Source organism: Streptomyces sp. NPDC005784 (assembly GCF_042871525.1).
Taxonomy (GTDB): Bacteria; Actinomycetota; Actinomycetes; order Streptomycetales; family Streptomycetaceae; genus Streptomyces.
Genome location: NZ_JBIAIQ010000016.1, coordinates 80766 through 94942 on the forward strand (window position 1 = coordinate 80766; position 14177 = coordinate 94942).

The 14177-nt window shown below is 71.7% G+C and carries 12 protein-coding genes; 8 read left to right on the top strand and 4 right to left on the bottom strand.

Annotation, left to right across the window (positions count from 1 at the left end; genetic code table 11):
* Window positions 1-43: 43 nt before the first annotated feature.
* Window positions 44-1339 (bottom strand): zf-HC2 domain-containing protein, encoded by a 1296-nt coding sequence (locus ACFYR3_RS24490; protein ID WP_389284763.1) that lies wholly within the window; start codon window positions 1337-1339, stop codon window positions 44-46.
* Between the two features lie 125 nt (window positions 1340-1464).
* Complete coding sequence (locus ACFYR3_RS24495) at window positions 1465-2046, bottom strand: sigma-70 family RNA polymerase sigma factor (protein ID WP_355847176.1); 582 nt, start codon at window positions 2044-2046, stop codon at window positions 1465-1467.
* Window positions 2047-2578: 532 nt separating this feature from the next.
* Between ACFYR3_RS24495 and ACFYR3_RS24500 the strand changes: the two genes are divergently transcribed.
* The gene (locus tag ACFYR3_RS24500; RefSeq protein ID WP_355847427.1) at window positions 2579-2938 is read left to right on the top strand and encodes an STAS domain-containing protein; all 360 of its coding nucleotides are present in this window, start codon (window positions 2579-2581) and stop codon (window positions 2936-2938) included.
* Between the two features lie 293 nt (window positions 2939-3231).
* A complete protein-coding gene (locus ACFYR3_RS24505; RefSeq protein ID WP_355847179.1) occupies window positions 3232-3744 on the top strand; it encodes an EF-hand domain-containing protein in 513 nt (170 codons plus the stop codon).
* A gap of 150 nt (window positions 3745-3894) precedes the next feature.
* Here ACFYR3_RS24505 and ACFYR3_RS24510 read toward each other — a convergent pair whose 3' ends face one another.
* A complete protein-coding gene (locus tag ACFYR3_RS24510) occupies window positions 3895-5427 on the bottom strand; it encodes an AMP-binding protein (RefSeq protein ID WP_355847182.1) in 1533 nt (510 codons plus the stop codon).
* A 193-nt stretch (window positions 5428-5620) separates the two neighbouring features.
* Between ACFYR3_RS24510 and ACFYR3_RS24515 the strand changes: the two genes are divergently transcribed.
* The 4 genes from ACFYR3_RS24515 (at window position 5621) to ACFYR3_RS24530 (ending at window position 10061) form a co-directional block, all read left to right on the top strand.
* A complete protein-coding gene (locus tag ACFYR3_RS24515; protein ID WP_355847185.1) occupies window positions 5621-6808 on the top strand; it encodes an amidohydrolase family protein in 1188 nt (395 codons plus the stop codon).
* A complete protein-coding gene (locus ACFYR3_RS24520) occupies window positions 6808-7962 on the top strand; it encodes an acyl-CoA dehydrogenase (RefSeq protein WP_389284727.1) in 1155 nt (384 codons plus the stop codon). Before ACFYR3_RS24515 ends, ACFYR3_RS24520 begins: the two co-directional genes overlap by 1 nt.
* A gap of 9 nt (window positions 7963-7971) precedes the next feature.
* Window positions 7972-9123, top strand: a complete 1152-nt coding sequence (locus tag ACFYR3_RS24525) for an acyl-CoA dehydrogenase family protein (RefSeq protein ID WP_389284728.1) — start codon at window positions 7972-7974, stop codon at window positions 9121-9123.
* Window positions 9124-9602: 479 nt separating this feature from the next.
* Window positions 9603-10061: an ATP-binding protein gene (locus ACFYR3_RS24530; RefSeq protein ID WP_355847194.1), complete on the top strand. Its 459-nt coding sequence runs from the start codon at window positions 9603-9605 to the stop codon at window positions 10059-10061.
* Window positions 10062-10770: 709 nt separating this feature from the next.
* Here ACFYR3_RS24530 and ACFYR3_RS24535 read toward each other — a convergent pair.
* Window positions 10771-11706, bottom strand: coding sequence for a cyclase family protein (locus tag ACFYR3_RS24535; protein WP_355847197.1), 936 nt, complete (start codon window positions 11704-11706; stop codon window positions 10771-10773).
* Between the two features lie 96 nt (window positions 11707-11802).
* Here ACFYR3_RS24535 and ACFYR3_RS24540 point away from each other — a divergent pair, with 96 nt between their 5' ends.
* Both ACFYR3_RS24540 and ACFYR3_RS24545 read left to right on the top strand, forming a co-directional pair.
* Window positions 11803-12714, top strand: a complete 912-nt coding sequence (locus tag ACFYR3_RS24540) for an SDR family oxidoreductase (protein ID WP_355847200.1) — start codon at window positions 11803-11805, stop codon at window positions 12712-12714.
* Window positions 12715-12822: 108 nt separating this feature from the next.
* The gene (locus ACFYR3_RS24545; protein WP_389284729.1) at window positions 12823-13989 is read left to right on the top strand and encodes an acyl-CoA dehydrogenase family protein; all 1167 of its coding nucleotides are present in this window, start codon (window positions 12823-12825) and stop codon (window positions 13987-13989) included.
* Window positions 13990-14177 lie beyond the last annotated feature (188 nt).

A 14177-nucleotide genomic window follows, 5' to 3' on the forward strand; every position in this document is an offset into this window, starting at 1 on the left:
CACAGAGGTGTCGGGCGGTCGTGGGTTCGCCGCCGCGGCCGGGTTACATCCGGCTCAGTGACGCCGCCGCGAACAGCACATCCCTGATGGCCTCGCGGTCGCCGTCCTGTCCGGCGGCCGCCTCCTCCGGGGACACATGGCCCGCGGCCAGGCGGCAGAACTCCACCCCGTCCAGGGCGACATGGGCCACCTCGCGCTCGGCGGAGCCGACGGCGCCGGGCGAATCGAGCGGGATGAGCCACTCGCCGCCCCCGGAGCCCTCGATCTCGAGGCGCAGGCTGCGCCCCGGAGCGCCCGCCGCGACGAGATGCCGGGCCGACGGGGCCGACAGCCCGGCCCGGCGCCGCTCGGCGAGCGAGACGGGCAGCATCCGCGCGGCCAGGTCGATCATCCGGTGGAGGTGCCGGGGAGCGGGCGGTTCGTACGGGTAGTCCACGGCGTCGGCGATGTCCCCCGCGTGCACCCAGCACTCGAAGGCCCGGTCCAGCATCGAGTCGCTGAGCGGCAGATCGAAACCGCCGTACGCCACGGTGAGCCGCCCGGAGCCCTCCCCGCCCGCGGCCTCGCCCGCGTGGGAGGTGCCTCCCTCCACGAACGACACCGTCCGGACGATGCTGTGGCTCTGCTCCCGCCAGGGGGCGCGCACGGACCGGGTGGGCGGGACGCGCGAGGCACGCCAGTACGCCTCGGTGCGATCCTGCGGTGTCGGCCGCTCCGCGTCGGCCCCGCCGAGCGGGTCGTCAAGACCCAGCGCGACGGCGACCAGTCCGTCGACGGTCAGCAGATGGGCGATGACCCCGGCGACCGTCGTACGGCGGCTCACGGACCCGTCGCCCTCGAACCAGCGCAGCCGCACGGGCGCGTGCCATTCGGAGCCGCCGATGTCCTGGAGCAGGGCGTCGAGGCGGGCGGTCTCCGCGTCGTACGGAGCGGCCCACTCGGGTACCGGTATACGCGGCGGGCGCCGGTCCAGGCAGCTCGTCAGGACGCGGGTGCGCAGCGTCGGGTTCAGGTCGAGGCTCTCCGCCGGGTGCAGCAGCCCGACCGCCTCGCGCAGCCGCAGCGCCTCTTCCGCGCACGAGCCGCAGTACCCGAGGTGTTCCTCGACGGCCGTCGTCTCGTCCGCCGAGCAGGCGGCCAGCGCCCACGCTCCGAGCAGCGACTTCAGGACCCGGTGTTCGAGGACGAGGGCCGCCGGTCCGGGCGGGGCGGCCGGTTCGGGCAGCGGCAGTCCGGTGTCCTCCACGGAGGTGCGCGGCATTGGTATGCGCGGCGGCCTGTCCGGCCGCGGCCCGGCGTCACCGACGCTGCCCACGTCCTCCTGCCCGTCCTCGTGCATGCAGCTGTGCCGGTCCTCGTGCATGCCTTCGTGCCGGTCCTCGTGCCCGTTCACGCCCTCGTCGGCATGCACGTCCTCGCGCCCGTCCTCGTCGTCGAACGACTCGAAACGGTCCGTTCCCTCGCTCACCGCGCACCCCCGTATTCCGGCGGTGCGCCGGTGGGTCCGGTGTCGTGGGCGGTGGACAGGAGCTGGAGGCCGAGGCGGAGCCGGCGGCGGGCCTCGTCCTCGGTGACGCCGAGGTCGGCGGCGGCCTGGCGGTAGTCGCGGCGCTGGAAGTACGCGAGCTCCAGGGCGGCCCGCAACGGGGTCGGCATGGACGTGACGATGTAGTCCGCGCGGGCGGCGACGGACGCGCTGCGCACCTTGCGCTCCAGTTCCTCGGCGGTGCCGTCGCCGCCCCGGGCGAGCGCGGCGGTCTCGGTGGCGCGCAGACGCTGCACGGCCAGGCGGTGGGTCAGCGTGGCGACCCAGGAGCGCAGCGGGCCCTGCTTGGGGTCGTAGGCGTCGGGGTTCTCCCAGACGTGGGCGAAGACCTCGCGGGTGATCCCGTCGGCGGCCCGCTCGTCTCCGAGCACGCGATGGGCGAGACCGTGCACGAGCGACGCGAACCGGTCGTAGAGCTCACCGAGCGCGGCCGCCTCTCCGCGTGAGAGCCGCTGCTGCATCTTGCGGTCCCAGCGGGGCGGTGCGTCCTGCGTCGCCATACGGCCCCCTCACCCCTGGTCGTGTCCGGCGCCCGTCCGTGTGTCTCTGTGTCCCTGTGTCCGGGTGTCTCTGTGTCCGGCAGGTGTCCCGGCCGTGTCCCCTGCCGCTGTCCAGCCATGCGGTGCCGCTGTCCAGCCTGTGCGCAACTGCTGTCTTGAATGTAGTCGGCACGTCCGACAACGCACGCCCCTTTGCGTCAATGTGCGCCCCTGGACAGGCGATGGATGGTAAAAGGCGTGCCACTTCCATCCCCGGATCTGACCGCAACTGGTCGTACGCGACCGAAAGAGAACCCTCGTGAAGCATTTTCGACCGTACACAGGCGTTTCTTCCTGGCGGGATCCGTGTTTCATGGAACTAAGGCGGGGCAGCCGCGCTGGAAGGAAGCGTACGGAGTGCTTCCGTTTCTGCTGGGCGAGGCGAGCGAGAGGCGTGGCGGTGACGCTCAAGGTGACCCACGTGACCGACGTGACCGACGGCGACAGCGGCGCGGGCGGCGCGGGGAGAGGGAGTACGGGTGGTCCGGGCGCCGTGGGCGGCCAGGAGGGCGAGTGGGCCGTGCTGCGGGTGTCGGGCGAGCTCGACCTCGTGACGTCTCCGGCGCTGCGCCAGAGCGTGCACGACGTGGTGGCCGCAGGCCGGCACAGCATCGTCCTGGACCTCTCCGAGGTCGTGTTCTGCGACTCCAGCGGTGTCGGCGTCCTGATCGCCGCCCGCCGCCTCATGCGCTCCTGCCGGGGGCGTCTGCGGCTGATCCTGCCCGCCCAGGGGGCGGCCGACGGCTCCCACGTCAACCGCGTCCTCGGGGCCCTCGGCGTGCGCCGCCTCTTCGACGTGTACCCCGACGTCGACGCGGCCGTCGACGAGGAGTCCCGCCCGCTGTCGGCGTGACCGGCCGGCCGTCACCCCTTCCGACCGGCCGCCCGCACCCGCACGGGCACCCGCCCCGAAACCCTGCCCTCGCCCCGCACTCGCCCCGCCTTGTCCCTGCCCCGCCCTTGCCCGGAGTGACGCCCCATGCTCGTTGCGCGACGCACCGCCACGCCGTTGTTCCAGAATTTTTGCGGTCTTGGTACAACCGTCGTTTTCCGGCTCCCCGGGAGGTCGGGGCGTCGTACGCTCCGTGCCAGATGAAGTGCAGTCCGGCCCAGGCCGGCTGAGAAGTGAGGCGGTCCGAACACACCATGGTCAGTACCGAGTACGAGCGCAGGATCGCCGCCCGGTTCGCCGGCTTCGACCAGGACGGCAACGGCTATATCGACCGGGAGGACTTCAACGCCGCGACCAAGGCACTTCTCGCCGAGTTCGGTACGGCGGCCAGGTCGGACAAGGGCCAGGCCCTGTACATCGGCGCCGAGGCGTTCTGGCAGGGCATGGCCGGGATAGCGGACCGGGACGGCGACCAGCGGATCACCCGCGAGGAGTTCGTGAGCGGCGCCGTGAAGCGGCTGCGCGACAACCCCGACCGGTTCGCCGAGATCGCCCGCCCCTTCCTGCACGCGGCCCTCGCGGTGGCGGACACCGACGGGGACGGCGTGGCCACGGTCGAGGAGACCGCGCGCGTTCTCGGGGCCCTCGGAGTGGGTGACGACATCGCCGCCGGCGCGGCCGCCGCCCTGGACGCGGACGCCGACGGACGGATCGGCGAGACGGAGGTCGTGAGCGCGTTCGCCCGCTACTTCACCGTGCCGGAATAGGGCGCTTCGGGACCGGGCCGACGCACACCCCGCCGGCCGGGTCCGCGGACCGGTCCGGCCGACCGCTCACCCGGGACGGGTCGGTCCGCCCGCACGCGGACCTCCGACGGCCGACCCTGGGTGGACCGGGCCGGCCGGTCGGCCGGGGCCTCACCCCGAAAAGCGTTCCCTGAGCCGGTACTTGAGCACCTTCCGCAGCGCCTCGTTGCGCGGAAGGGCGTCCACGACCTCCAGCCGCTCCGGCAGCTTGTGCACGGACAGCCCTTCCCCGCGCAGATACGACGTCACCGCGGCCAGCGTCAACTCCGCTGCTCCCGGCGGCTGTTCGACCACCGCGCAGACGCGTTCCCCGCGCTCGGCGTCGGGCAGCCCGATCACGGCGACGTCCCCGACCGCCGGGTGCCGGTGCAGCAGGTCCTCGATCTCCTTCGCGGAGATGTTCTCGCCCTTGCGGATGATGATGTCCTTCACCCGGCCGGTGAGAACGAGGTGACCGCTCCCGGTCAGATGCCCCACGTCCCCGGTGATCAGGAACCCCTCCCCGTCGAACGCCTCCGCCGTCTGCGCCGGGTCCAGATACCCCTGGCACACGGCCTCCCCCCTGAGCCGTACGTCCCCGTCGACACCGCACGGCCGGGAGGCTCCCGCCGGGTCCACGATCCGTATCTCCATGCCCTGCGGGGGCCTGCCCTCCGTGGTCGCGAGGTTCTCCACCGTGTCGTCCGGCGCGCCCATCGTGATCATCGGGACCTCGGTCATCCCGTACCCGTGGGTGAGCTGCACACCCATCTCCCGGACGACCGAGTGATAGACCTCGGGCGGCTTCGGGGCTCCGCCACCCGCGAGCAGCCGCAGCGTGGGAATGACCGGCTCTCCTGGCCGCTTGCGCTGTTCGGCGAGGAACATCGAGTAGAAGGCGGTCGACCCGCCCGCCACCGTCACGCCGTGCCTGCGGTAGTCCTCCAGGGCGGCGGGCAGCGCGAAGTGCTCGAACAGCACGGCCGGGAAGCCGTACAACAGCAGCATCACCGTGTAGTCGGGCCCGGCGATGTGCGCGTACGGGAAGGCCATCGAGCCCACGTCGTCGGCGGACAGCCGCAACGCGTGGGCGAGGCAGGAGCCGCCCGCGATCAGTGAACGGTCGGTGTGCAGCACGCCCTTGGGGTCGGAGGTGGTGCCCGAGGTCCAGTAGATCCAGCGGACGGAGGTGCCGTCGGCGGGCGGGGCCGGCAGCACGGCGGGATCCCCGTCCGGCAGCGTGTCGTACGCCTCGAAGACGTTCTTGGCGCCGAGCCGGTGCGCCATCGCGGTGTGGTCGAAGCCGCGCCACTCGCCCGGCACGGCGAAGTACTCCGCCTTCGACTCCCGCAGTGCGAAGCCGACTTCACGGTCGCGGTAGAAGGGGATGACGGGCGACTGCACGGCGCCGATCCGGGCCAGCGCGAAGGACAGCAGGGCGGTCTCGATCCGGGTGGGCAACTGCCAGGCGACCACCGTGCCGGGGCGTACGCCCCTGTCGTGGAGACCCGCCGCCACCCGCTCGGCGCGGTCGCGCAACTCGCCGAAGCTCAGGGAGCGGTCGCCCTGGAGCAGGACGGGCCGGTCGGGGGTGAGGTCGGCACGGCGGGCGACCAGTTCCCACAGCGTGCGCGCGGAACTCAGGGCGTGTGCGGTGTCGTTCACTTCGGCCCCCTGCGGTCGTTCGCTTCGGCACCCGTAGCTGACGGGTAGTCAGATCGTGCGCAGAGCGTAGAGCTCGCCGCCTTGTCGGTCCATAGGTGCGGGGCTAGCCTGCTCCTGAACAAATATCTGACGACCCATCAGATGCGTCGTGGGGGACACCCGCGGACGGACCCGTACGCAGGCGGAGGGGACCATGACCGAACTGCCCCGCATCATCAGCGTCGACGACCATGTGATCGAGCCCGCGCACCTCTTCGAGACCTGGCTGCCGCGAAAGTACCGGGAGCGCGGTCCGCGGCCGCTCACCGCCGGCATCGGCGAACTCGCCTACGTCGCGGGCAAGTACCAGATCACCATGGACCCTGACGGTCCGCCGACCGACTGGTGGATCTACGAGGACCTCAAGTTCCCGTACAAGCGCAACATCGCGGCCGTCGGCTTCGACCGCGACGAGATGACGCTGGAGGGCATCACCCGCGCGGAGATGCGGCGCGGCTGCTGGGACCCCGCCGAGCGGCTCAAGGACATGGACCTCAACCATGTCGAGGCCAGCCTCTGCTTCCCCACCTTCCCGCGCTTCTGCGGCCAGACCTTCGCCGAGGCGCACGACAAGGAAGTCGCCCTCGCCTGTGTGCGGGCGTACAACGACTGGATGGTCGAGGAGTGGTGCGGCGACAGCGGCGGCCGGCTGATCCCGCTGTGCCTGATCCCCCTGTGGGACATCGACCTCGCGGTCGCCGAGATCCGCCGCAACGCCGCCCGGGGCGTGAAGGCCGTCACCTTCTCGGAGATCCCCACCCACCTGGGGCTGCCCTCCATCCACTCCGGCCACTGGGACCCGTTCTTCGCGGTCTGCCAGGAGACCGGGACGGTCGTGAACATGCACATCGGCTCGTCCTCCCAGATGCCGGCCGCGTCCCCCGACGCGCCCCCCGCCGTCCAGGCCTCGCTGTCCTTCAACAACGCGATGGCCTCGATGATGGACTTCCTGTTCAGCGGCGTCCTGGTGAAGTTCCCGCGCCTCAAACTCGCCTACTCCGAAGGCCAGATGGGCTGGATCCCGTACGCCCTGGAGCGCGCCGACGACGTCTGGTCGGAGCACCGCGCCTGGGGCGGGGTCAGGGACCTGATCCCGGAGCCCCCGTCGACGTACTACTACCGGCAGATCTTCTGCTGCTTCTTCCGCGACAAGCACGGCGTGGCGTCCCTGGACGTGGTGGGCCGCGACAACGCCACCTTCGAGACCGACTACCCGCACGTCGACTCGACCTTCCCGCACACCAAGGAAGTCGCCCTCGACCATGTGAAGGGCCTCGACGACGAGACGATCCACAAGCTGATGCGCGGCAACGCCATCCGCATGCTGGACCTGGACCTGTAGTGGACCTGGCGTACACGCCCGAGGAGGAGGAGTTCCGCGCGCGCCTGCGGACGTGGCTCGCCGGGGTCCTTCCGACGCTGCCGCCGAAACCGTCCCCGGACGACTGGCCCGCGCGACGGGCGTACGACCTCGGCTGGCAGCGCATGCTGTACGACGCCGGGTACGCGGGCCTGCACTGGCCCGTCGACGCCGGCGGCCGGGGCGCCACCCCGACGCAGCACCTCATCTACCTGGAGGAGACGGAGAACGCGGGCGCTCCCTATGTAGGGGCCAACTTCGTCGGGCTGCTGCACGCCGGTCCGACCATCGCCTCCGAAGGGAGCGCCGGACAGCGGGCGCGCTGGCTGCCGCCCGTGCTGCGCGGCGAGGAGGTCTGGTGCCAGGGCTTCAGTGAGCCGGATGCCGGCTCGGACCTCGCGGCCCTGCGTACGCGCGCGTGGCGGGACGGCGACGACTACGTGGTGAGCGGGTCCAAGATCTGGACCTCCCACGCCGAGGTCGCCGACTGGTGCGAGCTGCTGGTGCGGACGGACCCCGCCGCCCGTAAGCACCGGGGCATCACCTGGCTCGCGATGCCCATGGACGCACCCGGGATCACCGTCCGGCCGCTGCGGACGCTCGCGGGCTCCACCGAGTTCGCGGAGGTCTTCCTCGACGAGGTGCGCGTCCCGGTCGCCAACCGGGTCGGCGCCGAGAACGACGGCTGGCGCGTGACCATGGTGACGCTTTCCTACGAGCGCGGCACCGCCTTCGTGGGCGAAGTGATCGCCTGCCGACGCGTCCTGTCCGAGGTCGCGCGCGAGGCGCGGAAGAACGGCCGCTGGGACGACGCGGTACTGCGCCGCCGTCTCGGCCGGCTGAACGCCGAGTTCCGCGCGCTGTGGCGGCTCACCCAGTGGAACGTCAGCGAGGCGCAGGCGACGGGGGGAGTGCCCGGCGTCGGCGGTTCGGTCTTCAAACTGAGCTACTCGCACGCCCGCCAGGAGCTGTTCGACGCCGCCGCCGAGGTCCTCGGCCCCGAGGCCCTGGATCTGGGACGGGAGTGGACCCTGGACCGGCTGTCGTCACTGTCGTACACCATCGCGGCCGGCACCTCGCAGATCCAGCGGAACATCGTGGCCGAGCGGATCCTCGGCCTTCCCAAGGGGAGGTGAGTTCGGAACATGGACTTCCGACTCACGGATGATCAAAGGGCTTTGCGGCACGGGATCAGGGAGCTGCTGGAGGGCCGGTTCGGGCGGGAGGCGCTGCGCGCGGCCGTCGACCGGGCGGACGGGCGGGGCGGGACGGGCGGGGCGAACAGGGCGGACGGGGCGCGCGGGGCGAACAGGGCGGACGGGGCGCGCGGGGCGAACAGGGCGGACGGGGCGCGCGGGGCGCGCGGGACGGCGGACGGGAAGCATCCGGACGGTGGGCGTGTCCTTGACCGGGAGCTGTGGCACGAGCTCGGTGCGGCGGGGTTCTTCGCGCTGCGCCTGCCCGAGGCGGAGGGCGGCGTCGGACAGGGCCTCCCGGAGGCCGTGCTCGCCTTCGAGGAGGCGGGGCGGGTTCTGCTGCCGGGCCCGCTGATCGCCACGCATCTCGCCGCGGGCGCCGTGGCCGGGGCCGCCACCGGAGAGGTGGTCGTCGCGTCCGTCGACGGAGGGCTCGTGGAATGGCTGGACGAGGCCGACGTCGTCCGCGGGAACGCCACCGGAGCCGAACCGCTGGCCTCGGTGGACCCGCTCACCCCCCTGCACCGGCTGCCCGCCGCCACCGCCTCGCGGCCCGAGAGCGGCGCACTCCGGGGTCCCTGGACACCGGGCGGCCCCGGCGGTCCGCCGGGGCCGCCCGGGCTCGGTGGCCCCCCGGCGCCGGACACGCTCGGCGCGCCCGCGCCTCCGCGGGCCGAGGAGGCGCTTCTCGCGTCGCTCCTCACCGCCGCCGAGCAGCTCGGCAGTGCCGCCCGGACCTGCGAGACCGCCGTGCAACACGCCCGGACGCGCGAGCAGTTCGGGCAGCCGATCGGGGCCTTCCAGGCGGTGCAGCACCTGTGTGCGGGCATGCTCGTACGGGTCGAGGTGGCCCGCGCGGCCGTCTACGCCGCCTCGGTCACCGCCGACCCGGTGGACATCGCGGCGGCCCGCCTGCTCGCGGACGACGCCGCCGTGCGCGGCGCCCGCGACTGTCTCCAGGTGTCCGGCGGCATGGGCTTCACCTGGGAGTCCGACGTCCATCTGCACCTGAAGAGGGCGTGGATACGGACGCACCGTGCGGGTGGCGCCACACAGCGCGAGGAGGAGCTGGCGGACGACTTGGCGGCCGGGACGGCTTAAGGGGCCGCTGTCCTGGGGTGCTGCGGGAGGAACGTGGGCGGATGTCGCGGATCGTGGCGAACCGGAATCACGGAGCGTTGAGACCGGGTTGTGTCCTAGGCGTGACTTGTCACGGCCTGGAGTCGGCGCCGGGCTCCGGTACCTTGTGTGGGATGCGAGTGGTTCTGAGGCTGAGCCATCCCGGTGTTGCCCCCGAGGCCGCGCCGAACCCGGCGATGCGCGCCGTTCGCAAGGCAGGGCGGACCCCCGTACCTGCCTGTTCGACTCCCCGTGGCGAGCGTCGCACAGTATGCCGCACGCGTACTCCTTCGCGCTGGAATATGCCCGAAGCGCTTGTTGGGGTGACTGTACGTCAACCATGCTGTCTCGCAAGGGAATCACGTTCCGTGATCCTTGTTCTGGCCATGCAGAAAATGGCTACGATCGTGGCCCTTGTGAGGCGCGAGGCGATGTGTCCGCCGGTTCGGATGGTGTGAGCGGTGCAGGTGCTTCAAGTGCAGCTGGAGATCCGGCCCGACCCCGCAGAGGTGGGGCGAGCCCGGCAGTGGGCCCGTTCAAGGCTCGCGGGGTCCGGGATAGAAGCCGATGAACCACTCGCCGAGACGCTGATCCTGCTCGTCTCCGAGCTTGTCACGAACGCCGTGGTGCACACCGGGTGTCCGGCCGTGCTGCGCCTCTGCCTGCCGGGCGGCGCGGGCGCTGCCACCGTGCGCCTCGAAGTTGCCGACGCCAGCACCCGTCCGCCGCTGCCCCGGCACGCCGACGGCGACGAGACCAACGGCCGCGGCCTGGAACTGGTCGACGGCCTCGCGGACCGCTGGGGCTGGAATCCCGAGGGTGCCGGCAAACGCATCTGGTGCGAGGTGGACCGCTGTGCTTCGGGTGCCTCGCCGGATGCCCCGTACTCGGCCGACGGCTTCGCGTACGAGGCGGTCTGAGCGGCGGTCCGGCGGCCACTTCCCCGCGCACGCCGTGCGGTCCGGCCAAGTCCGGTCGGCGAGGCGATCCCGCCTCACCCGTGACCATGCCGTGCGAGGCGGTCCGGTCCGGTCGGGTCACTGAGGCGATCTCGCCTTCCTCGCGCGCCTCGCCTTCCTCGCGCGCCTCGTGCGAGGCGGTCCAGCTCTTCCCGTGCCCGTGGCGCGCCAGGTGCCATCCACCCTCTGCGGCGCGAAACTTCGAGTTCCCGGCCGTACGGATCGCCCGGCCTCCCGGTTTCCGTGCGGCAGGCCGTGGACGGCGGGCGCGCACGGTTTTGTGCATGTATGCACGAAACCTGTGTACACGGCCGCGGTAGTGGCCGAATGCGCCGGGCCGTGCTTCCGTACGCGCTGTCTTAAATAGGGTGTAACGCCATAAATCCCCGAGCGGGTGTTGACGTGGCGTGTCCGTTTGATCACGCTTGTGTTCAGCGATTCGCCGCGAGGGGACGGCGAGGGTTCCGGTGACGGGGGCCCTCGGCGAGTGCGAGTCGCGATTCGGCGTCGGCTCCCCCGCGGCCAGGGGGGCAGGGCGGGTACGCCGGAGGCGGATGGCGGCGCGCGGTGCCGTGCCCGGGGTGAGGTGGGGGACCTCCCGGCCGGGTGCAGTCGAGAGTGGGGGAGGCGCGCCGCCACCCGGCCCTCGGGCGAACGGACCCCTGGAGCCCTAGAGGAGCGCCACGGGTGCCACGGGTGTGCCGGTGCCGCCGACGAAGGGTTCCGGCATCGCCGACAGCAGGAACGCATAGCGGCTTTCTTGTCCACAGGCTGTGGACAACTCTTCGAGATTCCAGTTCTGGCCCTGCAACATCCCCATTTCGACCAGATCGAGTGCATGTACGGGCAGCCACAGGTCCTCGATCTCGGGCGGGAAGATCTCGAACGTCAGAGTGTCGTTGGCGACCGCCGCTACATCGCGGGCGTGGAACCACTCCGGGGTGCGCACCGACAGGCCAGGCGACGGATAGCCGTACCCGTGCTTGTCGCCCGCCAGGTACACCTGGATCTGCCCCGTCCGTACGAGCACGATGTCGCCCGCCCGGACCCGTGTGCCCGCCAACTCCTCGGCCGCCTCCAGGTCTTCGGGGGTGACCGCGTACCCGCCGGCCAGCCGGTGTTCGCCGCGCGCCCGCGCCACGTCGAGCAGGACGCCGCGCGAGACGATGTGCCGCGGTTTGTCGATCCCGCTGAACTCGGCGCCGCCGTGCGGGGTGACGGTGGAGGCGGGGCGCCCGTTGTAGAGCTTGCCGGAGTGCGAGACATGGGTCAGCGCGTCCCAGTGGGTGCCCGCCTGGAGGCCCATGGTCACGGCGTCGTCGCTGCAGGCCACCGTGCCGGGGCCGAAGATCTCCTGGTTGATCTGCACCATCGCGTGCAGCGGATTGACCCGCCCCGGGATCATCCCGGTCTGCACACCGTCCTGCTGGAGCGGGAGGGCGAGCGGCACGCGGCGCCCGGTCCGCACGGCCGCGGCGGCTTCCCGGACCACCTCGTCGGTGATGAGGTTCAGCGTTCCGATCTCGTCGTCGGCCCCCCAGCGCCCCCAGTTGTTCACGCGCTTGGCGATCTCGTGGAACTCCGGATGAAGCGTCGGCAGCGACATGAGTCCTCCCCGGGGGCTTGTCTCCAGGTATCTGACGGGTCGTAGAATCCGAGTTGAATCTAACGGACCGTCAGAAACTGCGGGAAGGGGCCGGGCGTGGGGAACTTCTTGGCGGGCAAGGTCATCGCCGTCACGGGCGCGGGGCGGGGGATAGGCCGGGCGGTCGCCCTCGCCGCGGCGGCCGAGGGCGCTCGCGTCGTCGTCAACGACTACGGCGTGTCCGTCGAGGGCGCCGAGCCCACGAGTTCGGTCGCCGACACCGTCGTCAAGGAGATCGAGGCGGCCGGCGGGGAAGCGGTCGCGGTGGCCGACGACATCTCGACGATGGCGGGCGGGCAGCATGTCGTCGACACCGCGCTCGCGTCGTACGGGCGGATCGACGGAGTGGTGTGCGTGGCCGGCATCCTGCGCGAACGGATGCTCTTCAACATGTCCGAGCAGGAGTGGGACCCGGTGGTCGCCACCCACCTCAAGGGCACGTTCACGCTCTTCCGGGCAGCCTCGGCGGTGATGCGCAAACAGGGCTCGGGCACGCTGATCGGTTTCACCAGCGGCAACCACCAGGGATCGGTCGCACAGGCCAACTACAGCGCGGCGAAGGGCGGAATCATCTCGCTGGTCCGCAGCGCGGCCCTCGGACTGCACAAGTACGGAGTCACCGCGAACGCGGTCGCGCCCGTCGCCCGTACCCGCATGTCGGCGAACGTCCCGATGGAGCTGAAGGAGATCGGCGAACCGGAGGACGTGGCCGCCCTCGTGGTCTACCTGCTGTCGGACCGGGCCCGCGAGGAACGCATCACCGGGCAGGTCTACACGATCGCCGGACCCAAGATCGCCGTATGGGCCCAGCCCCGCGAACTGCGCGCCGGGTACGCCGAGGGCGCCTGGACCCCGGAGAAGATCGCCGACTTCCTGCCAGGGACCGTCGGCGTCGATCCGATGCCGATGCTGGAACAACTGGAGGCGATGGCGCGGGCGGCGGCGGACAGGACGCGCCCCAACGCGTGAGTTCGTGCGTGAGTTCGTTGCGTGACTTCGTCTCGCGACTTGTCTCGTGAGTCCGAGTCGCGAGTCCGTGTCATGAGTCCGTCGTCGGGTCCGGTGGGAGGAGAGCGCGTGGATTTCGCATTCGGTCCGCAGGACGAGGTCTTCCGGCGCGAGGCGCGGGGCTGGCTGGAGGAGCACCTGGCCGGTACGCCCGCCCGCCGCGACTGGGAGCGGGAACTCGGGCGGGACGGCTGGATCGGACTCGGCTGGGACGAGGACGGGTACGGGAACCGGCGCGTGGAACTGACCCAACAGGTCGTGTGGGCCGAGGAGTACGCGCGCTCGAAGGCACCGGTCCGGTCCGGGCACATCGGCGAGAACCTGCTGGCGCCGACGCTCATCGCGCACGGGACGCCGGAACAGAAACGCCGCTTCCTGCCGCCGGTCGCCCAGGGCCGGGAGCTGTGGTGCCAGGGGTACAGCGAACCCGGCGCGGGCTCGGACCTGGCGGGTATCCGGACGACCGCCGTACGGGGCTCGGGGGCTGTTCCGTCGGAGGCGTTCCGGGTCACGGGGCAGAAGATCTGGACCTCGCTCGCCCACGAGGCGGACTGGTGCTTCGTGCTCGCCCGTACGGAGCCGGGGTCCACCCGCCACCACGGCCTGTCCTTCCTCCTCGTCTCCATGGACCAGCCGGGCCGCGTCGAGGTCCGGCCGATCCGTCAGTTGACCGGCACGAGCGAGTTCAACGAGGTTTTCTTCGACGGGGCGTCGGCGCGGGCCGAGCATGTGGTCGGTGGCGAGGGGAACGGCTGGCGGGTCGCCATGAGCCTGCTCGGATTCGAGCGCGGGGTCTCCACGCTCGCCCAGCAGATCGGATTCGCCGAGGAGTTGGGGCGTGTGCTGAGAACGGCCGACGCGACGGGAGCGGTCACGGATCCCGTCGTACGCGACCGACTTGTTCGGCTGTGGGCCGAGTTGCGCACGATGCGGTGGAACGCCCTTCGCACGCTGGGCGGTTCGGGGAGCCCCGGAGACGCGGGGGCGCCGAGTGCGGCGAAGTTGCTGTGGGGCGGCTGGCATCGGCGGCTCGGCGAGCTGGCGGTGCAGGTGCGGGGGCCCGGAGCGGCGGTGGGCCCGGCGGACTGGTCGGCCGCGCTGCCGTACGAACTGGACGCCGCCCAGCACCTGTTCCTCTTCAGCCGGGCCGACACGATCTACGGCGGCTCGGACGAGATCCAGCGCACGATCATCGCCGAGCGCACGCTCGGCCTGCCGAAAGAACCCCGGGGCTAGCGACGCCCCGCCCCGGCACGGCTCAGGAACTGCCCGGGAACGGCCCGACAGCGCTCAGGACAGCCCGGCTGTCAAGAAAAGAGCCCGGATCGGCCCGGATCGGCCCGGATCGGCCCGGATCGGCCCGGATCGGCCCGGATCGGCCCGGATCGGCCCGGATCGGCCCGGATCGGCCCGGATCGGCCCGC